This is a genomic window from Streptomyces sp. 8K308 (assembly GCF_004348315.1).
Classification (GTDB): domain Bacteria; phylum Actinomycetota; class Actinomycetes; order Streptomycetales; family Streptomycetaceae; genus Streptomyces.
Map to the genome: position 1 here is coordinate 1 of NZ_SMKC01000099.1, position 20477 is coordinate 20477.

A 20477-nucleotide genomic window follows, 5' to 3' on the forward strand; every position below is an offset into this window, starting at 1 on the left:
GCGCTGGACTGATGCGCGCGGGAGGGCCGAAGCTTGGGCGGGGCACTCGGGAATCTTCGAGGGCCGGCGCGCACTGAGATAAGCACGGAACACTGACAGCAGGAGACGAGATGTCCAAGACCGACGCACTCAAGCGGCTCTCCGATGAGGGGGTGGCGATCTGGCTGGACGACCTGTCCCGGCGGCGGATCGCGTCGGGGGATCTGGCTGGGCTGATCGAGGGCCGGCACGTGGTCGGGGTCACGACCAACCCGGCGATCTTCCAGAAGGCGATCTCAGGCGGCGACGGCTACGAGCACCAGTTGGCTGACCTGGCGGCGCGCAAGGTCACCGTCGACGAGGCCATCCGCATGATCACCACCGTCGACGTCCGGGACGCGGCGGACGTGCTGCGCCCGGTGTACGAGGCGAGCGGCGGCGCTGACGGCCGGGTGTCGATCGAGGTCGACCCCCGCTTCGCGCACGACACGGCCGCGACGATAGCCGAGGCCAAGCAGCTGGCCTGGCTGGTGGACCGGCCCAACGCGCTGATCAAGATCCCGGCGACCCGGGCCGGGCTGCCGGCGATCACCGAGGTGATCGCCCAGGGGATCAGCGTGAACGTGACGCTGATCTTCTCCCTCGAGCGCTACCGGGAGGTGATGGACGCCTACCAGGCCGGTCTGGAGAGGGCGAGGGCCAACGGGCTCGACCTGTCGGCCATCCACTCGGTGGCGTCGTTCTTCGTCTCCCGCGTGGACACCGAGATCGACAAGCGGCTCGACGCGCTCGGCACCGACGCCGCCAAGGCGCTCAAGGGCAAGGCCGCGCTGGCCAACGCGCGCCTCGCGTACCAGGCGTACGAGGAGGTCGTGGCGGCCGACCGCTGGCAGGCCCTGGCGCGGGAGGGCGCCAACCCGCAGCGGCCGCTGTGGGCGTCCACCGGCGTCAAGGACCCGGCCTACCCCGACACCCTCTACGTCACCGAGCTGGTCGCGCCCGGCACCGTCAACACCATGCCTGAGCCGACCCTGTTGGCCACCGAGGACCACGGCGTGGTCAGCGGCGACACGGTCACCGGCGGCTACGCGCAGGCCCGAGCCGACCTCGACGCGGTCGAGGAGCTCGGCGTCTCCTACGACGAGGTGGTGCGACTGCTCGAGGACGAGGGCGTGGCCAAGTTCGAGCAGGCGTGGCAGCAGTTGCTCGACTCCACCGAGGCTGCCCTCGCGCGGCTGGCCGCCAAGGGGGCCTGACCGCGATGACGGACCACGACAGCCGGGACGGCTGGGTGAACCCGCTGCACGACCCGGCGACCGACCGGCGGCTGCCGCGCATCGCGGGCCCCTCCGGTCTGGTGATCTTCGGCGTGACGGGGGACCTGTCGCGCAAGAAGCTGATGCCGGCGGTCTACGACCTCGCCAACCGGGGTCTGCTGCCGCCGGGGTTCTCGCTGGTGGGCTTCGCCCGCCGGGACTGGGAGCACGAGGACTTCGCGCAGGAGGTGCACGACGCCGTCAAGGCGCACGCCCGCACCCCCTTCCGCGAGGAGGTCTGGCAGGAGCTGAGCCAGGGGATGCGGTTCGTCCCCGGCGTGTTCGACGACGACGAGGCGTTCAAGCGGCTGCGCGAGACCGTGGAGGAGCTGGACGCGGCGCGCGGCACCAGCGGGAACTTCGCGTTCTACCTCTCCGTGCCGCCGAAGTTCTTCCCCCAGGTGGTGCGGCAGCTGAAGCGGCACGGTCTGTCGGAGGCGCCGCACGGGTCGTGGCGGCGGGCGGTGATCGAGAAGCCGTTCGGGCACGACCTGGCAAGCGCCGAGGAGCTCAACTCGGTGGTGCACGAGGTGTTCGCGCCCCGCGAGGTGTTCAGGATCGACCACTACCTGGGCAAGGAGACGGTCCAGAACATCCTGGCGCTGCGGTTCGCCAACACGATGTTCGAGCCGATCTGGAACCGGTCGTACGTGGACCACGTGCAGATCACCATGGCCGAGGACATCGGCATCGGTGGCCGTGCCGGCTACTACGACGGCATCGGCTCCGCGCGGGACGTGATCCAGAACCACCTGCTCCAACTGTTGGCGCTCACCGCCATGGAGGAGCCGTCGGGCTTCGACGCGGACGCGCTGGTCGAGGAGAAGCTGAAGGTGCTGCGCGCCGTCAAGCTGCCCACCGACCTGGCCAGGCACACGGTGCGCGGCCAGTACACGGGCGGCTGGCAGGGCGGCGAGAAGGTGCTCGGTTACCTGGAGGAGGCGGGCATCAGCCCCCAGTCCAAGACCGACACGTACGCCGCGATCCGCCTGGAGATCGACAACCGGCGGTGGGCGGGGGTGCCGTTCTACCTGCGCACCGGCAAGCGGCTCGGCCGCCGGGTGACGGAGATCGCGGTGGTCTTCCAGCGCGCCCCGCACTCGCCGTTCGACACCACCGACACCCAGGAGCTCGGGCAGAACGCGCTGGTGATCCGGGTGCAGCCGGACGAGGGCGTCACGGTGCGGTTCGGCTCCAAGGTGCCCGGCACCCAGATGGAGATCAGGGACGTCACCATGGACTTCGCCTACGGCGAGTCCTTCACCGAGTCCAGCCCCGAGGCATACGAGCGGCTACTGCTCGACGTGCTGCTCGGCGACGCCAACCTCTTCCCCCGCCACCAGGAGGTCGAGGAGTCCTGGCGGATCCTGGACCCCATCGAGGAGTACTGGGAGCGGCACGGCAGGCCGGCGCCCTACCCGGCCGGCACCTGGGGGCCGGCCGAGGCGGACCGGATGCTGGCGCAAGAGGGAAGGAGCTGGCGGCGGCCATGAGCATCGAACTGACCGGCACCACATCGAGCAGGATCAACGCGGCGCTCGTCGAGGCCAGGCGCGCGGCCGGCAGCCCCGCCGTCGGCATGGTGCTGACCCTGGTCATCGTCACCGACGAGGAGAACGCGCACGACTCGCTGAAGGCGGCGCGGGACGCGGCGCGTGAACACCCCAGCCGGATCCTGGTGATCATCCGCCGCCCTGGCCGTGGCGCCGCGCGCCGCACGGAGTCGCGCCTCGACGCGGAGGTGCGGGTCGGCGGCGACTCGGGCAACGGTGAGACGGTGCTGCTGCGGCTGCGCGGCGAGTTGGCCGACCACGCCGACTCGGTGGTGCTGCCGCTGCTGCTGCCGGACGCGCCGGTGGTGGTGTGGTGGCCGGTGGAGGCGCCGGCCGACCCGGCCGGTGACCGGCTCGGCGCGCTCGCGCAGCGTCGGATCACCGACTCCTACGCCGTCGAGGAACCGCTGAAGGCGCTGGCGGCGCGGGCCGCGTCCTACGCGCCGGGCGACACCGACCTGGCCTGGACCCGGCTCACCCCGTGGCGCTCCATGCTGGCGGCCGCGCTCGACCAGGCGCGCGCCGACGTCGTCTCGGCCGTGGTGGAGAGCGAGGCGGAGAACCCGAGCGCCGAGCTGCTCGCCCGCTGGTTCGCGGCCCGGCTCGGAGTGCCGGTGGAGCAGGTGGTCACCGACGGTCCCGTGGTCACCGCCGTCCGGTTGCGGACGGCGGGCGGCGAGATCCACATCGACCGACCGGAGGGCGCGGTGGCCAGCCTCGCCATCCCCGGGCAGCCCACCCGCACTCTGGCGCTCAAGGTCCGCTCCACCGCGGAGCTGATCGCCGAGGAGCTGCGCCGGCTCGACCCGGACGAGGCGTACGCCGCGGCGCTGCGCGCCACCGTGCGGGCGCCCTCCGCCGCGACCGGCGTCGCGGTCGAGCAGGAGGTGGCGCCGGCGGCCGCCGAGGCCGCCGGCTAGCCGGCGGCCGGTCCCCCGGGTCGGTGGGCACGGCACGCCCCCGCCGCGCGGTCGGCGGCGGGGGCAACGTGCCGTACCCCTGACGCGCGGGCGCCGCAGGCGCCATCATCAGGCTCATGAGACGAACCCGCGCCCGTCGCGGCACAGCCGCCGCCCTCGTCACCACCGCCCTGTTAGCTCTCGCCACCGTCGCGTGCGGCTCGGACGGCGAGGGCGACGACGCCGCCACCGAGCCCAGCACCACCGCCCCCGAGGAGCCCGCCGGGGAGGACGAGCCGACCGGGCCACCGGCCGACCCGGAAGAGGCCGCCGCCCTGGAACAGGCCGTTCGGGAGTACACCGACGCCTACTTCGCCCCTGACGCGGACGCGGCATACGACATGCTGTCCAGCCGCTGCCAGGCGGCGATCACCCCGGAGATCTTCACCGACACCATCGAGCAGGGCGCGGGTGACTACGGACGCCTGGCGGTCGAGGAGTTCACCGTCGACGAGCTGTCCGGCGACAGCGCTCGCGTGACGTACAGCGTGGGCCTGCCCCTCATCGACGAGGCCCTGACCGGACAGCCCTGGTCCCGCGAGGACGGCGAGTGGCGGTTCGACGCCTGCTGACCCTTCGGCGACTCCCCGGCCACCGTCAGTCCCACAGGTCGGTGGGCACCGCCCGCACGCTGTGACCGCGCCGGTCGAGCACGCGCCCCACGTGTTTGTAGGTGCGAAGCACGACGGCGCGGTCCGTGATCCGCAGCCGCAGATGACCGAGCTCGCGGGCGAGGTGGGCCTCCAGGCCGTGCACGTCGTGCAGGGTCCGGAGCCACACGTCGAGGATCAGGTTGTGCGGGCCCGCCGTCATGGTGCACAGGCGCAGCTCGGGGAGGGTGCGCAGCGCGGCGGCCGTGGCCTCCAGGTGCTCGGCCGGCACGGAGGCGAAGTACACGGCGGACACCGGCCAGCCGGTGAGCGGCCTGGCCAGGTTGCAGCGCAGCGACAGCAGGCCGTCGCGCAGCAGCCGGGCGAGGCCGCGCCGGGTGGTGGCCACGCTGCTCCCCACCACCTTGGCCAGCTCGGCCAGCGGCATCCGGCCGTCCGAGCCGAGCGCCACGGCGATCCGCCGCTCTAGCGGGCGCAGCGGCTCGTCGGCCGAGCCGCCGGGCCTGGTGCGCGGCTCGGACGGGCGCAGCCGCTCGACCTGGGCCGCGCTGAGCGCCCGCAGCCGCCACTGGCTGCCCTCGAACGGCGCCGCCGTGATCACGTGCAGCCGGGTCGTGCGCACCCCCGGCACCCGGCAGACCCGCTCGGTGATGTACTCGGCGAGCCAGTCCAGGTCCCGCGCCCACACGATGGCCAGCAGGTCCCTGGTGCCCGAGGTCTGCTTGAGGCTCAGCACGGCCGGGTCGTTGCTGAGCGTGGTCGCCACGTCGGCGAGCCGGGAGCCGTCCACCGTGATCTCGAGCTGGGCCCTGGCCAGCGTGTCGTGCGCCGGGGACAGGTAGCCGTCGATCCAGGCGGCGCCGGCGTCCCGCAGCCTGGCCCAGCGGCGGGCCGCGGTGACCGGATCGACCTCGAGCACCTCGCCGATCAGTGTCCAGGGGGCGCGCGGCTGGACCTGGAGCGCGTGCACGATGGCCAGATCCAGCTCGTCGAGGCCGGCCGCCGTGGCCGATTTCTGCGCCCTCGAAGCGGTAACGAATCCTGCGCGCACCGACTCCTCCTGATCCGAATCCGGCGATTTTACCGTCGAGAAATCCAGGGTACGGACGATATCCGCCGGATGTACCCCTACCCGCGAGGAGCCGCTGTGCCGACCACACCGCTGACGATCACCGGAGCCCGGATCATCGACGGAACGGGCGCCGAGCCCGTGGTGAACGGCGAGATCCAGACAGACGAGCGCGGTGACCTGGCCTATGTCGGCCCGGCCGCCGGCGCCCCCGGTCGGGCACCGGACGCGCGGGTGATCGACGTGGCCGGCCGCACGGTGCTGCCCGGCTTCATCGACTGCCACGTGCACTTCGGCGTGGGGTCGATGAAGGAGCTCGGCTCGCTGTTCGCCGCCGACCCGACGGTGGGCGTGCTGCGCACCGCCGAGCGGATGCGCCGCACCCTGCACGCGGGCATCACCACGGCCCGCGACCTCGGCGGCGCGCCGGCCGGCTTCCGCACCGCCGTGGCGGAGGGGCTGATCGAGGGGCCGAGGCTGCACACCGCCGTCCGGATCATGGGCCACACCGGTGGCCACGCCGACTTCACCACCCCCTCGGGCGTCGACACCAGCGGCGGGATGGGCGAGATCGCCGACACCGTCGACCAGGTGCGGATCGCGGTCCGCCGCCTGCTGCGGGACGGCGCCGACGTCATCAAGCTGTGTGCGACCGGCGGCATGGGCAGCCCGCACGACCAGCCGGACGACGAGGGCCTGACCGAGGATGAGATCCGCGCCGTGGTCTCGGAGGTGGCCAGGCACGGCGGGCGCCCGGTGGCCGCGCACGCCCAGGGCACCGCCGGCATACTCAACGCGATCCGCGGCGGCGTCACCAGCATCGAGCACGGCTACGGCCTGGACGACGAGGCCTGCGACCTGGCGGGGGAGCGCGGCGTGTTCGTCGTGCCCACCCTGTCCACCGTCTTCGACGGCATCGACAAGTCGAAGATGGCGCCCTACCACTACGAGAAGAAGATCCGCTGGTCCGGGATCACCCGGGAGAACATCTCCCGGGCCATCCAGCGCGGGCTGCGGATCGCGATGGGCACGGACGCCGGTGTCTGCCCGCACGCGCAGAACCTCAGGGAGCTGATGCACCTGGTGGCGCTCGGCATGACGCCGATGGACGCCATCCTCGCCGGCACCCGCACCGCCGCCGAACTGCTCGGCCTCGCCGAGCGGATCGGCACCCTCGAGGCCGGCAAGGCCGCCGACCTCGTCGTCTGCGACGGCGACCCGCTCTCCGACATCGCCGTCCTGGCCACGCCGGACAACGTCCGCTACGTCGTCCAGCAGGGCGTCGTCCGCAAGGCTCCCGAGACCGTGAGCTGACGCCGCGCCGGTCGAACAAGATCGTCCCCTGAAAGGTATCCCCGAGATGCAGGACACCCTCGCCCAGGCCTCGCCAGGACCAGGAACCGGCCCGGGCTCAGGCCCCGGTCTCCTGGACCGCGTGCTCGGCGGCATAGAGCGCGCCGGCAACCGGCTACCCCACCCGTTCTACCTGTTCACGCTCCTCTTCGTGGTGCTCGCCGTGGTCTCCACGGTGCTCGCCGCCCTCGACGCCCGGGTCACCGTGCCGGGCACCGAGGACGAGCTTCAGGTCAAGGGGCTGCTGACGGGCGAGGGGCTGCGCTGGCTCCTGGAGAACCTGATCCCCAACTTCACCGGGTTCCCCTCCCTTGGCACCGTGCTGCTGATGATGATGGCGGTGGGTGTCGCCGAGAAGACGGGGCTGCTCGAGGCCGTGGTGCGGGCCACCATCGCCCGGGCGCCGGCGCGGGTGCTGCCGTACGCGATGGCGTTCGTCGCCTGCCAGGGCCACGTGATGAGCGACATCGCGATCCTGGTGATCCCGCCGCTGGCCGCGCTCGCCTTCCGCAGCGCGGGGCGGAACCCGGTGGCCGGGCTCATCGGCGCCTTCGCCTGCGTCTGCGCCGGCTACGCGGCCGGCTTCATCATCGGCTCGCTCGACGCGCTCTACACCGGCATCACCCAGACCGCCGTGACCGTGCTGCCGAACGGCGCCGAGGCCCCCACCCACATCCTGGTCAACTACTTCTTCACCGCGGCCGCCAGCCTGGTGCTCGCGCTGATGGGCGGCTTCCTGACCGCGCGGGTGCTCGAACCCCGGCTGCCGCAGCCGGAGCTCGACCCGAGCGGCGAGTTCGGCGCGGACGGCGTCACCGCCGAGGTGACCGCCGTGGAGCGGCGCGGGCTGCGCAACGCCGGCCTGTCGTTCCTCGGGTACGCCGCCGTGGTGGTCACCGGCTGGCTGCTGCCCGACTCCCCGCTGCGCGGCGAGGGCGGCGCGCTGGTGCCGTCCCCGCTGCTGAGCGGCATCGTGCCGCTGCTGTTCGTCGCCTTCCTGCTGGCCGGCGTCGTCTACGGGGTCACCGTCCGCAGCCTCAGCAAGGCCGACGACGTGCCCCGGCTGATGGCCGACTCGGTCACCAACATGTCGGGCTACATCGTGCTGATCTTCGCGATCTCGCAGGTGATCGGCGTTTTCAACTGGTCCGGAGTCGGCACCCTGTTGGCCGTGAAGTGCGCCTCGCTGCTGGAGTCGGCCGGCCTGACCGGCTTCCTCGGCATCGCACTCTTCGTGCTGCTGGTGTGCGTGCTCAACCTCTTCATCACCTCGGGTTCCGCGCTGTGGTCGCTGATGGCGCCGGTGTTCGTGCCCACCTTCATGCTGCTCGGCCTGGAACCGGCGTTCACCCAGGCCGCGTTCCGCATCGGCGACTCGGCGACCCAGATGATCACGCCGATGAACCCCTATCTGTTCCTGACCCTGGCGCTGCTGCGGCGCTACGAGCCCAGCGCCCAGCTCGGCACGCTGCTCTCCAGGCTCTCGGTGTTCGTGGTGCCGTTCCTGATCGCCTGGCTCGCGGTGCTCGGCATCTTCTACGGATTCGACCTGCCGCTCGGCCCGGGCGCGGCCATTCACTCCCCATAAGGCAGCCACTCCCCGCAAGGGTCCTTCGCCCGTCACCCTGCCGGACTCCGGCAGGGTGGCGGGCGCAGTGCTGCCACGGTGCGGCCGTGCGTGTGGCGGTGTCGGCAAGCCATGATTCACCACATGAACGACGTGGGGGACATGACCTTCAGCGCCGGCGGGAGACTGTGGTCGGTGCGCGCGGACGCGCACGGCCTGTGGTCCCGAATGCTGGCCCGCCGGCGGAGCGTGGCCTGGGCCGACGTCGCCGACCTGCGGGTACGGGTGACGGACACCTACAAGTACGGACAGTACTACCGCGTCAGCGTGCTGCAGCGGGACGGGCGCGAGTGGCGCCTTCCCGCGCCCTACCGCGGCGGGGCCCCCGACGACGGGGCGTTCGACGCGGACGTGGCGGCGCTGCGCGCGCTGCACCGCCGGTACGGGGCGCCGGAGTCGGACCACCTGGTGGTCATCTCGAACCGCACCGCCGGCGGCGCGGCCCGGGTGGTGCCGCTGGCGCTGACCTTGCTGCTGCTCGCGGCCGCGGTCGGCACCGCGCTGCTCGCGCCGCGGCTCGGCTCCGAGCAGGCGGCCTGGCGGTCGGCCGCCCCGTGTGCCGCCGACGCGCCGGCCGGCGAGCGCGACACGTGCCTGACCACCCTGCCCGCCGTGATCGCCGAGGCCGACGCCGCCCCCTCCAACCGGCCGCGGCAGAGCAGTTGGCTGTACCTGGCCGACGGCCGGCCGATGGAGCGCGTCGAGGTCTCGGCCGACGCCGCCCACGCGTTCCGGCCCGGCGACGCCGTCGAACTGACCCTCTGGCGTGGGCAGGTGATGGAGGTCGTGGGCGAGCACCACGCCTGGCGTGAGCACGTCCCCGGTCCCGGTAGCGCGGCCGTTCTCTCCGCGGTCCTCGCGCTGGCCGCCGGCTACCCGGCCGCCAAGCTGGTGCTGCGTCGGCGCTGGCGGCGACTGCCCGACGACGAGGTCCTGCCCTCCGCCCTGCCGTTCGCTGGCGCGCTCGCCGGCACGGCCCTGTGGCTGCTGCCGCTGTGCTACCTGCGGCCCACGGCCCCGTTGGACTCCGGGGTGACGATCGGGTGGGCCGCGGCCGGCTCACTGGTCACGCTCGGCCTCCTCGGCTGGGCCTGGCGCGCCACCCGGGTCCGACGCCCGGAGCCGGTCGGGGCGGGCGAGGAGCCGGCCGCCCCGGACCAGGACGTCTTCGTCTCCGCCCGCTTCCTGGAGCCCACCGACTACAACCCGCACCACTTCGGCACCCACGTCGTCATCGGGGGAGGACCGCCCGCGGTGACGCCGCACCCGGGCCCCGGCCGGTTCGCCGCGCTGCCGATCCCGACCGAGCGGCTCAGCCTCAGGGACGTCAGGCGGGCCAGGGGCTCCGAGGAGACCATCCCCAGGAGCTGGCACGTCGCCGAGTTCGACGACGCCGGCACGCCGGTCCGGCTCGCGGCCGCCCCGGTCGATCTGGCGCGTCTCGTCCGCCGGTTGGACCCGGCGGGCGCCGCCGCGGCCTACGCCCGTCTGGCGCCAGCCGCAGCCCCCGGGGCGGCGGGCCGCAACGGGTAGCTGGCCAGCGGTTCGTAGCGCGGGCGCTGGCCCGGGATGCCCTCGGCCGGCAGATGGCTGCGCAGCAGGGTGAACTCGCCGACGGTCCAGGGGGTGCCGGCCACGTCGGCGAGCGCCGCCGCGTAGGGCGCGAGGTCGACCCGGTCCCGGCCGCGCGCGATCGTCAGGTGGGGGTGGTACGGGCGGTGGTCGTCCAGCGCGATCCCCGAGCGGCGTGCCGCGGCCGCGGTCGCCGCCGCCAGGCCCCGCAGGACCGCCACCTCCCCGTCCACCCCGGCCCACAGCACCCGCTGTGCGAACCGGCCGCCACCGGAGAGCCACAGCTCGTGCCGGGAGCGGCGGGCCGCCACCCTGGCGAGCCGCTCCCGCAGCTCGGGCACCCGCTCGGGCGGCACGTCACCGAAGAACGTCAACACCAGGTGCCAGCCGCCCGGATTGGTCCAGCGCAGCCGCCCGGCACCCGGCAGGCGGTGCAACTCCTCGACGACCGTGGCGAGTTCGTCCAGCATGGGCTTGGGCGGCAGCACCGCGGCGAACAGTCTCATCCCCGTCATGCCGGCAGTGTCCCGTGTCACCAGGGCCCGAGGCGCGCCTCCACGCTGGAGCGGCCGGGCGGGCGCGGATCGGTGTCCGAATCCGGCGTGCGGCCCCGCCTGTCGGTGCCGATGGATAACATCGGGGGCACGGACCGTTAAAGGAACGGCAAAGGGGTTCCTCGGTTCGGAGGGCCTCACGAGGCGGGGAGTGATCACATGCTCCAACAGGGCACGAGCGGTCCGGAGGGCGGGCCGGCGAGCGGCTCGCCGGTGCTCGACCTGCGTGGCCCGGCGGCCGCGCGCCGGCCCCCCACGCCGCCGTGGCGGCCGGGCGACCGGGTGGTCGTCTCCGGGCTGCCGGGCAGCGGCAAGTCCACGCTGATGAGCCGGGTCGCGCCGCCCGCCGGCGGCCGGCTCGTGCTGGTCGACTCCCAGCACGAGCGCGACCGTTGGGCTTCGCGCCTGCCCGGCTGGCTGCCGTACGCGGTCTACCGGCCGGCCGTCAGGATCGCCCACTACGCCCGGTTAAGGAGGGCGTTGCGCTCGCCCGCCGGCGTCCTGGTGCACGACTGCGGTCGCAACGCGTTCGTCAGGCGCTGGCTCGCCAGGGACGCCAGGCGGCGGGCGCGCGGCTTCCACCTGTTGCTGCTCGACGTCCCGGCCGAGGCGGCGCTGGCCGGCCAGCTCGCCCGCGGCCGGGCCGTCTCCGGGTCGGCCTTCGGCCGGCACCAGCGGGCGGTGGCCCGGCTCATAGCCGAGGTCGAGGCGGGCGTGCTGCCGCCCGGCTGCGCCTCGGCCACCCTCCTCGACCGGGCCTCGGTCAGCCGGCTCGACCGGCGGTGGCTGGCCCGGCGACCCAGTCCGGCCCCAGCCGAACGTATTTGATGGTCTGCCGCCAGTAGGTGAACGCGATGTGCAGCGCGCCGTCCGGCGTCTGGCGGATCGTCGGGTAGGACAGCTCCCGGTTGAGCCGGTCCCGGGAGTTGTTGGTCAGGCAGTGGCCGTCGCCCGTCTCGATGTCCCGGCGCAGCGGCCAGCTCAGCCCGCCGTCCGGCGAGACCGCCAGCGTCAGCGGCGCGCGCGGCGCGCCCCAGAAGGCCCGCCCGGCCGGCTCGACGGCCGGGCGCGCCGCGCCGGCCTGTCCCGTTTCGGCTGTCTCGTCGGGGAGGTCGTCGTAGAGCGAGACCCGGCGGGCCGTGGCGTCGGCGGCGCTGCTGTGGTTGAAGACGAGCGCGAGCCGACCGTCCGCCAGCGCGACGCACTGCAGCGAGGAGTTGTTGTTGGGCAGCTCCGTGGGCGTCGGCGGCGTCCAGCTCTCCCCGTCGTCCCGGGAGACGGAGCGGTGCACGTGGTCGGCCCACCGGCTGCGGAACAGCGCGACGAGCGTGCCGTCCGCCAGCGGCAGGACGTTCATGTGCACCTGCCCGGTGCTCTCCGGCACCGGGCGCTCCCGCCAGCTGAGCCCGGCGTCGTCGCTGATCAGCACCGAGCTGGTGTCACGCTCCCCGGTCCACCTGGCGCCCGGCACCGGCACGCACCGGAAGATCGGCAGCAGCCAGCGGCCCGAGGGCAGCACCACGGGCGGCTGGCGGATGAACACCCCGCCCTCGGCCCCGGCGGGGAAGAGGGTGCGCGGCCCGTCCCAGCTCAGCCCGCCGTCCGTGGAGACCCGCAGCCTGACCTCGGCGGTGTCCTGGTCGCCGGCGCGCTGAGCGGTGTACAGCAGCCAGAGTTCGCCGGCCGGGGTCGGGAACAGCAGGGGGTTCTGCTCGGATCGGGTCGGGTCGTCCGAGAGTCGCACCGGCGCCTCCCAGGCGGTGGAGCCCGGGGCCAGCCGGGAGAACCAGATCGAGATGTCGGGCACGCCCTCCTGGGTGCCGCCGAACCAGACGCAGCCCAGGGCGCCATCCCGCAGCACCGTCAGACTGGCGGCGTGATTCTGGACGGCGGGGGCCGGCAGGAACGCCTCGACCACGCCGGGCTCCCCGGGGCGGGGCCGCACCACCCCGTCGGGGTGCTCCGGCGGCGCCTCGCTCCACGCTAGCGCGTCGCTCATACCTCTCAACTCCGTTCGCTCTCGCGCGGTTAGGGCCTGGCCTTGGTCAGGTGGTCGCGGGCGACCTGTTCTAGGTGGATCAGCTCGGAGGAGACGGTCGCGAAGGTGTAGCCCTCGGCGAGCCGCCGCGCGGCCGAGGCGCCGTCCGAGGTGTGGATGCCGGCCGCTATCCCGGCGGCCGCGGCGGCCTCCCGCACCCGCACCAGCGCGGCCTCGAACTCGGTGTCGAGCGCCGGGTCGGTCGACGTCTCGCCGCCCAGCGCGATCCGCAGGTCGGAGGGGCCGACGTAGACGCCGTCGAGGCCCGGGGTGGCGCAGATCTCGTCCAGGTTGGCGAGGCCGGCCGCCGTCTCGATCATGGCCAGCACCACCGTCGCCTCGTGCGCCTCGGTCGGCTTGGGTCCGATCCGCAGCTGGGCGCGCATCGGGCCGTAGGAGCGGCGGCCGACCGGCGGGTAGCGGCAGGCGGAGACGGCCGCCGCGGCCTGCTCGGCCGTGTCGATCAGCGGCACGATCACGCCGGTGGCGCCGGCGTCGAGCGCCCGGCCGATGGGCGCCGGGTCGTTGGCCACCACGCGCACCATGCCGACCGAGGCGCCGCCCGCGTCGATGGCGGTCAGCGACCGCAGCATCTCCTGGTAGCCGAAAAGCCCGTGCTGGGCGTCCAGGCAGACGTAGTCGTAGCCGAGCCTGGCGAGCCGTTCGTTGATCACGGGGGAGCCGACGATCGACCAGTAGCCGATCAGCTTCTCGCGGGAGCGCACGGCGGCGGCGAAACGGGCGGAATCCATACGGGGGTCGGCCTCACTCTCGGTCGTGGGACTCTGGGTTGTGGACTCTGGGATGTCGGGGGACGGGTGGTGGCGGGTGGTCGGTCAGCGGTTGTAGGCGGGCATGGGGCCGCGCAGCTCGGCGCCGACCTCCTCGCAGGCCTGGAGCACGTCGGCGGGCAGGGGCCCGGCCTGCGCGGCCGCGATGTTGGCCCGCAGGTGCTCGATCCGGGAGCCGCCGAGCAGCACGGCGGTCACCCCGTCGCGGCCGAGCAGCCAGCGCAGGGACAGCTCGGCCAGGCCGACCCCGGCCTGCTCCGCGATGTCGGCGAGCCGCCCCACGGCCTCGAAGAGCCGCGAGTTCCAGTAGCGCTGCCGGTACATCGGGGCCAGCCGCGAGTCGCCGAAGCGGCCGGCGCCCGGGGCGTCGTCGAAGTGGTGCCTGCCGGTCAGCAGGCCGCCGGCCAGCGGGTTGTAGACCATGGTGCGCAGGCCCGAGGTGGCGGCGTACTCCAGGTACTCCTCCTCGACCCGGCGGGCCAGCAGGTTGTAGAGCTGCTGGGCGATCACCGGGCGCGGGGCGCCGACCTCGTCGGCGACCCGGCCGAGCTCGGCGATCTGCCAGGCGGCGTAGTTGGACACCCCGAGGGCCCTGATCCTGCCCTCGGCGACGAACTCGGCGACCGTGCCGAGCGTGTCCGCCAGCGGCACCGAGCGGTCCGGCTGGTGCAGGTAGAACAGGTCGACGTGGTCGGCGCGCAGCCGCCGCAGGCTGCCGTCGAGCGCGGCCCGCATGCCGGCCGGCGAGAGCGGGCTGTGCTCGCCGGTGTCCGGGTGCGGCATGCCGGCCTTGGTGGCCAGCGTGATCCGCTCCCTGCGGGCCGGGGTCAGCAGGTCGGCCAGGATCTCCTCGGTGGCGCCGCCGGCGTAGGCGTTGGCGGTGTCGACCGCGGTGATCCCGGCGTCGAGCGCCAGGTCGAGCATCGCCTCGGCGCCCGCCGGGTCGACGGTGTCCCCGAAGGTCATGGTGCCGAGCACCAGGGGGGATAGGGGAACCCGGACGCCTGGCAACTCGGTGCTCACGCGACTTCTCCTCTCGACGGCCCGGTGTGCCGGGCGCTGACCACGGCGCGCGGCTTGCGGCCCCGCATGGCCGCCGGGTCCAGGGCGGCGCGCCGAAGCGCCCTGGTGTAGGGGTCGGTGGGCGCGGCGAGCACCCGCTCGGTCGGCCCGGACTCGACCAGGCGGCCGTCCCGCATCACGATGATCTCCGAGCTGATCTCGCGGACCACGCCCAGGTTGTGGGAGATCACGATGTACGTCAGGTTCGACTCCTCGCGCAGTTCGCGCAGCAGCCTGAGCACCTGCGCCTGCACCGAGACGTCGAGCGCCGAGGTGGCCTCGTCGCAGATCAGCAGCTCCGGGTTGCTGGCCAGGGCGCGGGCGATGCCGATCCGCTGCCGCTGGCCGCCGGAGAACTCGGCGGGCCTGCGGTGCAGCGCGCTGGTCGGCAGCCCGACCCGGTCAAGGAGCTCGGCCGCGCGTTTCGCGCGGTGTGCCTTGTCGCGGTCGCCCGCCACGCGCAGTGGCTCGGCGACGATGTCCTGCGCCGTGGAGTGCGGGTCGAGGGAGCCGTAGGGGTCCTGGAAGACCATCTGCACCCGGTGCCGCAGCGGGCGCAGCCGACGCTCCGACAGCGGTGCCAGGTCGACGCCGTCCAGCTCGATCCGGCCCGCCGTCGGCTTGAGCAGCCGCACCAGGCTGCGGGCCACCGTGGACTTGCCGCATCCCGACTCGCCGACGATGGCCAGCGAGCCGCCGCGCTCGACGCTGAAGCTGAGGTCGTCGACGGCCCGGTGGACGCCGCCAGGGATCGGATAGTCGACCCGCAGGCCGGTGACGGAGAGGAAGGGGGTGCTCATCGTCCGGCCTCCTCGGGGACGCTGTTCGCGGGATCGCCCTCGTCCCAGGGGCCGAGCACCGGCACGGCGGCGAGCAGCGCCCGGGTGTAGGGCTCGGCGGGCGCGTCGACGACCTGCTCCACGGGCCCCGACTCGACGAAGCGGCCCTGTCGCATCACGTGGATGCGGTCGGAGACCAGCCGGGCCACGCCCAGGTCGTGGGTGATCATCAGGATGCCGATGTCGGTGCGCTCCTGGAGCTCGAGCAGCAGGTCGAGGATGCCGGCCTGCACGGTGACGTCGAGCGCCGAGGTGGGCTCGTCCGCCACCAGCAGCACGGGCTCGGCGGCCAGCGCGATGGCGACCAGCACCCGCTGCAGCATGCCGCCCGACAGCTGGTGCGGGTAGGCGTCCCAGCGGCTCTCCGGCTTGCTGATCCGCACCTGGGTCAGCAGCTCGACGCCGCGGGCGCGGGCCTCGGACCTGGAGAGCTCAGGGTGGCGCAGCCGGACGGCCTCGCCGAGCTGCCGGCCCACGGTGTGGACCGGGCTGAGCGCGGTCATCGGGTCCTGCGGGATCAGCGAGACCTTGCGGCCCAGGATCCTCGACATGGCGCCCGGTTCCGCGACCGTGTCGACGCCGGCGATCCTCGCGGTGCCGGAGACCACGGCGAGCCCCTCGGGCAGCAGCCGCAGGATGCCCATCGCGGTGGTCGACTTTCCCGAGCCCGACTCGCCGATCAGCGTCACGGTCTCGCCGCTGCCGATGCTGAAGCTGACGCCGTCCACCGCGCGCACCACGCCGTGCTCGGTGATCAGCTCGATCTGCAGGTCGCGCACGTCGAGCAGCGGCTCGTCGGGGACGGCCGGCCTGGGTTCCGTGATGGCCATCAGTTGCCCTCCGTTGCCGCGGCGACGGTCCTGCGCACCCGGGAGCGGTCCCGCAGTCCGTCGCCGATCAGGTTGACGCCGACCACCAGCAGCACGATCACCAGGCCCGGCAGGGTGACCAGCCACCAGGAGGTCGTGATGTAGTCCTGGCCGTCGGAGATGATCCGCCCCCAGGTGGCGAACGGCCGCTGGGGCCCGGCGCCCAGGTAGCTGAGCGCGCTCTCCAGCAGCACGGCCTGGGCCAGCAGCAGGAGCACGACCAGGGTGGCCTGGCGGATGATGTTGGGCAGGATGTGCCGGAGCAGGATCTGCACCCGGCGCAGGCCCAGCATCCGGGCCGCCGCCACATAGGGCTTCTCGCGTTCCACCAGCACGAGCGACCTGGTGAGCCTGGCCACCTCGGGCCACTGGGCGACCGCGATGACGCTGGTGATGACCGGCACCGACGGGTCGAACAGGGCGACCACGAGCAGCAGCATCATCAGCAGCGGCAGCGACATCTGGGCCTCGAGCAGCCGGGAGACCACCGAGTCGACCCAGCCGCCGAAGTAGCCGGCGGACGCGCCGGCCACGATGCCGATGACGCCGGAGACAACCACGGCCAGCACGCCGATGGTCAGCGAGACCTGGCCGCCGTGCAGGATCCGCGACAGCAGGTCGCGGCCGAGCTGGTCGGTGCCGAACAGGTGCCCGTCGGTGAACGGCGCGAGCCGGCGCTTGGCGAGGTCCTGGTCGTTGGGCCCGGGCAGCGGAAGCAGCCGGGCGAGCGCGATCGGCAGCACCACGAGCAGGGTGCACACCGAGCCGATCCACAGCTTGAGCCGGGCGGCGCGCCGGCGCCTGGTGGCGGTCGCCGCGGCCAGCTGCCTCGCGGTGACGGCGCTCGGCCGCCCGGAGCCGGCGGTGGTTTCGAGGGCGGTGCTCATGTCAGGCCGCCTTTCCGAGGCGTACCCGCGGGTCGAGCAGCGGGTAGGCCAGGTCGATGAGGAGTTGGACCAGGATCGCCAGGGCGGCGGTGACCAGCACCGTCGCCTGGATCAGCGGGTAGTCGCGGGTCTCCAGGGCCCGCACCACGAGGGAGCCCACGCCGGGCCAACCGAAGACGACCTCGACCACGACCACGCCGTTGAGCAGCGCGGCGAACCGGGTGCCGAGCGCGGTCAGCACCGGGATGGCCGAGTTACGCAGCCCGTAACGCCAGGTCAGGGCGCGCTCCGAGACGCCGCGCGAGCGGGCCACGGTGATGTAGGGGGAGGCGAGCGCGCCGGCCATCTCACGGCGCACCAGCCGGGAGATGAGCGCCATCTGCAGGATCGCCACGGTGACCGTCGGCAGCACGAGGCCGCCCCAGGTGGTGAAGCCCGATGAGGGCAGTACCGGGATCAGCACCGCGAACGCGGTCAGCAGCATCACACCGCTCCAGAAGTCCGGCATGGACTGCCCGGCGATGGTGACGATGTTGGCGCCCAGCTCCCGGTTGGTGTCGGCGCGCCTGGCCATCCAGACGCCGAGCGGCACGGCGACCACGGTGGTCAGCGCGATCGCGGAGACGGCGAGCGTGGTGGTGTAGGGCAGCCGGTCCATGACCACGTCGGACGCGGGCGCGTGGAAGGAGTAGCTGGTGCCCAGGTCGCCGGCGAACAGGTCGCGCAGGAAGATCAGGTACTGCGTGAACACGCCGCGGTCGAGGCCGAACTGCTCGCGGATCCTGGCCAGGTCCTCCGTGGTGGCGTTGGGCCCGGCGTAGGAGGTGGCCGGGTCGCCCGGGGCGAGGCGGACCAGGACGAAGACGGTGGAGACGGTGAGGAAGATGGTCAGCAGGCTCTGACCGAGGCGGCGGGCGAGGTAACGGACCATCGCTCAGCCCTCCATCCGCACGGCGGCGAGGTCGTAGGAGTTGATGGGCTTCAGCGGCGGGTCGGCCACCCGGGTGCGGTGGGCGAGCACCGCGTCCGGCACGAAGGCCCACAGACACGGCCACAGGTCCCAGATCCGCTGCTGCACGTCGGCCAGCAGCAGGTCGCGGGCGTCCCGGTCGGGCTCGGCGGTGGCATCGGCTATCAGCCCGGCTATCTCGGGGAACACGAAGCCCTGGTAGGTGTCCCTGGTCTCCTCGCGCTCCGGGGTGCCGGCGTACATGCCCTGGAGGCTGGTGAGTGCGAGCCCCGTCGGGTTGCCGTAGCCGTTGCCCAGCACGTCCCAGTCGCCGCGGCGGCCCTGCCGCCACTGGAGGATGTCGCCGCCCGGCTCGAACTGCCTCAGCGTGGAGCGGACCCCGATGTCGCGGAGCATCTCCTGGACGGCCTCCATGATGAAGGTGTCGGCCGCGAACTCGCCCGTCTCCCAGATGATCCGCACCTCGAGGTCGCGGACGCCGAGCGCGTCGAGGCGCTGCCGTGCCTGCCGCGGATCGTAGGTGTAGGCGCCGACCCGGGCCGCGCCCTCCAGCGCTGACGGCACCACGCCCTCGGCCTGCTGGGCCGAGCCGGTGAGCACGTTGTCGATCAGGGCGCGGCCGTCGATGGCGTAGCTGAGGGCCTCCCGCACGGCCGGATCGGCCAGCGGATGGCCGCGCGGCTTGCGGAAGTTGAAGAACAGCTGGTTGATCCGGGTGCCGGGGGAGCGCTGGATCCGCACCCCGCGCATGCCGTCGAGCTGGTCGGCCGAGTCGGGGCTGATGGAGTCGATCACGTCGAGTTCGCCGCTGCGCAGGCCGACCACCCGGCTCGACTCCTCGGGCACGAACCGCACCCGCACGCTCTCGACGGTCGGCCGCGGACCCCAGTAGCGGTCGTTGCGTACCAGCTCGTACTCGCCGGTGCCCGGGTTGGAGCGGGTGACCACGTACGGGCCCGAGCCGACGCCGCCGGAGAGCTCGGCCGGCTCGTTGGCGGCGGCCGGGGTGATGTGGATGTTGGCCATCAGGTAGTCGAGCACCGCCACCGGCCGTTCGGTGTGCAGCCGGAAGGCGCGCTCGTCGACCGGCTCGACGGTGGGCATCTCGGGGAAGAGGCCGACGATGAACGAGCCGTTGACCTCGCCGTAGCAGCGCAGCGCCGTGGCCACGTCCTCGACCGTCACCGGGCTGCCGTCCGAGTAGTGGACGTCCTCGCGCAGCCGGACCGTCCAGCTGCCGGACTCGTCGAGCTCGAACTGGTCGACGAGCACCGGCTGTGGCTTGAGGTCCCCGTCGATGCTGGTGAGGGCCTGGCGCACCGCGCGCTGCACGGTGACGGCGGCCTCGAACTGGTTGAGCTTGTTGTCCAGGCTGACCAGTGAGCGGTTGAGGCCGAGGCTGATGGTGCCGGGCCCCGGCGCCCCGGTCGGCCCCGCGCAGGCGGTCAACGGGCCGAGGGTGAGTCCGGCGCCCAGGCCGGCGCCCAGGGACAGCAGGGTCCGGCGGCCGAGGATCGGAGGGGTGAAACGGGTCATCGTTGACCTCTTGACGCTTGGAGGGGAGACCGGCGGACGGGTCCCTTTGTTCTACGGCTGCGACTCGGTGGCCTCGACAGGGCGGCCCGAAGATGACCCGGCCGGGCTGTCGTGTCGGCCACCGTCCCATGCATGCGCGTTATGCGCAAGACCCCTCGCGCAAATCGCGCGCCATGTGTCATCATCGAGCGCAGCACGCCGGCCCACGTCGTCCGCGAAGGCGCGTCGGCCAGCGCGCCGCACGCCGATCTCATCGGATCCCACCAGCGCGAAACACGCGTACGAGGAGGCTACGTGCCACCCCACCCAAGCCGGCGACTGCTCGCCATCGCGGACGACCTGTCCGGCGCTGCCGAGACCGCCGCAGGGCTGCTTTCGCGCACAACGCGCAGTCGAGTGCTGCTCGTTCATCCGGTGACGCTCCGTCAGGAGCTGACCGATGTGCCGGCCGCGCCGGGCGAGGCCACCGTGCTCGACCTCGACTCCCGCTACCTGCCGCCGGCCCCGGCCGCCGACCGGGTGCGCGCCGCGCTGGCCGCCGTCGCCCCCGACACCCCGGTGCTCGCCAAGATCGACTCCCTGCTGCGCGGCAACACCGCTGCCACCGCGGCCACCCTGGCCGAGGCCGGCGCGCCCGTGCTCGCCGCGCCCGCGCTGCCCGCCGCCGGCCGCACGGTCCGCGCGGGCGTCGTCCACCTCGGCGACACCCCCCTGCACCTCACCGACGCCTGGCGCGTCGAGGCCACCGCCCCGCCCCGCTCGCTCGCCGAGGCGTTCGCGCCCCTGCCCGTCGAACTCATCGACCTCGCCACGGTGCGCGCCCCCCGCACCCGGCTCGCCGCCGCGCTCGCCGCCGCCACCGCCGCCGGCCGGCTCGCCGCCTGCGACGCCG

General features: G+C 73.4%; 19 protein-coding genes. 9 read left to right on the forward strand and 10 right to left on the reverse strand.

The genetic code is table 11. The features are described from left to right. Positions 1-110: 110 nt before the first annotated feature. The 4 genes from tal to E1265_RS16180 all read left to right on the forward strand — a co-directional run bounded on the left by tal (position 111) and on the right by E1265_RS16180 (position 4379). Positions 111-1235 (forward strand): transaldolase, encoded by a 1125-nt coding sequence (tal, locus tag E1265_RS16165; protein ID WP_132931010.1) that lies wholly within the window; start codon positions 111-113, stop codon positions 1233-1235. A 5-nt stretch (positions 1236-1240) separates the two neighbouring features. After that, the gene (zwf, locus tag E1265_RS16170) at positions 1241-2788 is read left to right on the forward strand and encodes a glucose-6-phosphate dehydrogenase (protein ID WP_132931011.1); all 1548 of its coding nucleotides are present in this window, start codon (positions 1241-1243) and stop codon (positions 2786-2788) included. Further along, positions 2785-3768, forward strand: coding sequence for a glucose-6-phosphate dehydrogenase assembly protein OpcA (opcA, locus tag E1265_RS16175; protein ID WP_132931012.1), 984 nt, complete (start codon positions 2785-2787; stop codon positions 3766-3768). The genes zwf and opcA overlap by 4 nt, the downstream gene beginning before the upstream one ends. A 116-nt stretch (positions 3769-3884) precedes the next feature. Next, a complete protein-coding gene (locus E1265_RS16180; protein WP_132931013.1) occupies positions 3885-4379 on the forward strand; it encodes a hypothetical protein in 495 nt (164 codons plus the stop codon). 25 nt (positions 4380-4404) lie between these two features. Here the strand turns inward: E1265_RS16180 and E1265_RS16185 are convergent, their stop codons facing one another. Further along, positions 4405-5469 (reverse strand): Lrp/AsnC ligand binding domain-containing protein, encoded by a 1065-nt coding sequence (locus E1265_RS16185; RefSeq protein WP_243740836.1) that lies wholly within the window; start codon positions 5467-5469, stop codon positions 4405-4407. A 96-nt stretch (positions 5470-5565) separates the two neighbouring features. On the opposite strand from E1265_RS16185, the gene E1265_RS16190 reads away from it, so the two are divergent. From E1265_RS16190 to E1265_RS16200, 3 genes are all read left to right on the forward strand, one after another. Next, positions 5566-6801 (forward strand): amidohydrolase family protein, encoded by a 1236-nt coding sequence (locus tag E1265_RS16190; RefSeq protein WP_243740837.1) that lies wholly within the window; start codon positions 5566-5568, stop codon positions 6799-6801. 46 nt (positions 6802-6847) lie between these two features. Beyond that, a complete protein-coding gene (locus E1265_RS16195; RefSeq protein WP_132931015.1) occupies positions 6848-8428 on the forward strand; it encodes an AbgT family transporter in 1581 nt (526 codons plus the stop codon). A 123-nt stretch (positions 8429-8551) separates the two neighbouring features. Beyond that, positions 8552-10000 carry a PH domain-containing protein gene (locus E1265_RS16200; protein WP_132931016.1) on the forward strand — a complete coding sequence of 483 codons (1449 nt, stop codon included), beginning with the start codon at positions 8552-8554 and terminating at the stop codon, positions 9998-10000. On the opposite strand, the gene thpR is transcribed toward E1265_RS16200, so the two are convergent. Next, entirely contained in the window at positions 9946-10554 is a 609-nt protein-coding gene (thpR, locus tag E1265_RS16205) for an RNA 2',3'-cyclic phosphodiesterase (RefSeq protein WP_347877204.1), read from the reverse strand. The two genes, E1265_RS16200 and thpR, sit on opposite strands and share 55 nt — an antisense overlap. Before the next feature lie 198 nt (positions 10555-10752). Here thpR and E1265_RS16210 point away from each other — a divergent pair, with 198 nt between their 5' ends. Further along, entirely contained in the window at positions 10753-11421 is a 669-nt protein-coding gene (locus E1265_RS16210; RefSeq protein ID WP_132931017.1) for an ATP-binding protein, read from the forward strand. Here E1265_RS16210 and E1265_RS16215 read toward each other — a convergent pair. The 8 genes from E1265_RS16215 to E1265_RS16250 all read right to left on the reverse strand — a co-directional run bounded on the left by E1265_RS16215 (position 11357) and on the right by E1265_RS16250 (position 19585). Continuing rightward, positions 11357-12592, reverse strand: a complete 1236-nt coding sequence (locus tag E1265_RS16215; protein WP_132931018.1) for an exo-alpha-sialidase — start codon at positions 12590-12592, stop codon at positions 11357-11359. The two genes, E1265_RS16210 and E1265_RS16215, sit on opposite strands and share 65 nt — an antisense overlap. A 29-nt stretch (positions 12593-12621) precedes the next feature. Beyond that, positions 12622-13383, reverse strand: a complete 762-nt coding sequence (locus tag E1265_RS16220) for an aldolase/citrate lyase family protein (protein WP_132931019.1) — start codon at positions 13381-13383, stop codon at positions 12622-12624. 84 nt (positions 13384-13467) lie between these two features. Then, positions 13468-14445 (reverse strand): aldo/keto reductase, encoded by a 978-nt coding sequence (locus E1265_RS16225; protein ID WP_132931020.1) that lies wholly within the window; start codon positions 14443-14445, stop codon positions 13468-13470. After that, complete coding sequence (locus E1265_RS16230) at positions 14442-15284, reverse strand: ATP-binding cassette domain-containing protein (protein ID WP_132931021.1); 843 nt, start codon at positions 15282-15284, stop codon at positions 14442-14444. The genes E1265_RS16225 and E1265_RS16230 overlap by 4 nt, the downstream gene beginning before the upstream one ends. Then, complete coding sequence (locus tag E1265_RS16235; protein ID WP_132931022.1) at positions 15281-16153, reverse strand: ABC transporter ATP-binding protein; 873 nt, start codon at positions 16151-16153, stop codon at positions 15281-15283. Before E1265_RS16235 ends, E1265_RS16230 begins: the two co-directional genes overlap by 4 nt. Continuing rightward, the gene (locus tag E1265_RS16240) at positions 16153-17079 is read right to left on the reverse strand and encodes an ABC transporter permease (protein WP_132931023.1); all 927 of its coding nucleotides are present in this window, start codon (positions 17077-17079) and stop codon (positions 16153-16155) included. Before E1265_RS16240 ends, E1265_RS16235 begins: the two co-directional genes overlap by 1 nt. Before the next feature lies 1 nt (position 17080). Next, positions 17081-18010, reverse strand: coding sequence for an ABC transporter permease (locus E1265_RS16245; protein ID WP_132931024.1), 930 nt, complete (start codon positions 18008-18010; stop codon positions 17081-17083). Positions 18011-18013: 3 nt separating this feature from the next. Then, positions 18014-19585 (reverse strand): ABC transporter substrate-binding protein, encoded by a 1572-nt coding sequence (locus E1265_RS16250; protein WP_132931025.1) that lies wholly within the window; start codon positions 19583-19585, stop codon positions 18014-18016. 294 nt (positions 19586-19879) lie between these two features. Between E1265_RS16250 and E1265_RS16255 the strand changes: the two genes are divergently transcribed. Further along, a partial coding sequence (locus E1265_RS16255) for a four-carbon acid sugar kinase family protein (RefSeq protein WP_165953766.1) occupies positions 19880-20477 on the forward strand: 598 nt, incomplete at its 3' end.

What these genes read in the sequence shown, in the direction of transcription:
- E1265_RS16240 (WP_132931023.1), bottom strand. Translation starts at nt 17,079, where the DNA reads ATGAGCACCGCCCTCGAAACCACCGCCGGCTCCGGGCGGCCGAGCGCC.
- E1265_RS16180 (WP_132931013.1), top strand. Translation starts at nt 3,885, where the DNA reads ATGAGACGAACCCGCGCCCGTCGCGGCACAGCCGCCGCCCTCGTCACC.
- E1265_RS16235 (WP_132931022.1), bottom strand. Translation starts at nt 16,153, where the DNA reads ATGGCCATCACGGAACCCAGGCCGGCCGTCCCCGACGAGCCGCTGCTC.
- E1265_RS16195 (WP_132931015.1), top strand. Translation starts at nt 6,848, where the DNA reads ATGCAGGACACCCTCGCCCAGGCCTCGCCAGGACCAGGAACCGGCCCG.
- E1265_RS16220 (WP_132931019.1), bottom strand. Translation starts at nt 13,383, where the DNA reads ATGGATTCCGCCCGTTTCGCCGCCGCCGTGCGCTCCCGCGAGAAGCTG.
- E1265_RS16200 (WP_132931016.1), top strand. Translation starts at nt 8,552, where the DNA reads ATGAACGACGTGGGGGACATGACCTTCAGCGCCGGCGGGAGACTGTGG.
- E1265_RS16215 (WP_132931018.1), bottom strand. Translation starts at nt 12,592, where the DNA reads ATGAGCGACGCGCTAGCGTGGAGCGAGGCGCCGCCGGAGCACCCCGAC.
- opcA (WP_132931012.1), top strand. Translation starts at nt 2,785, where the DNA reads ATGAGCATCGAACTGACCGGCACCACATCGAGCAGGATCAACGCGGCG.
- E1265_RS16230 (WP_132931021.1), bottom strand. Translation starts at nt 15,284, where the DNA reads ATGAGCACCCCCTTCCTCTCCGTCACCGGCCTGCGGGTCGACTATCCG.
- E1265_RS16250 (WP_132931025.1), bottom strand. Translation starts at nt 19,585, where the DNA reads ATGACCCGTTTCACCCCTCCGATCCTCGGCCGCCGGACCCTGCTGTCC.
- E1265_RS16210 (WP_132931017.1), top strand. Translation starts at nt 10,753, where the DNA reads ATGCTCCAACAGGGCACGAGCGGTCCGGAGGGCGGGCCGGCGAGCGGC.
- zwf (WP_132931011.1), top strand. Translation starts at nt 1,241, where the DNA reads ATGACGGACCACGACAGCCGGGACGGCTGGGTGAACCCGCTGCACGAC.
- tal (WP_132931010.1), top strand. Translation starts at nt 111, where the DNA reads ATGTCCAAGACCGACGCACTCAAGCGGCTCTCCGATGAGGGGGTGGCG.
- thpR (WP_347877204.1), bottom strand. Translation starts at nt 10,554, where the DNA reads ATGACGGGGATGAGACTGTTCGCCGCGGTGCTGCCGCCCAAGCCCATG.
- E1265_RS16245 (WP_132931024.1), bottom strand. Translation starts at nt 18,010, where the DNA reads ATGGTCCGTTACCTCGCCCGCCGCCTCGGTCAGAGCCTGCTGACCATC.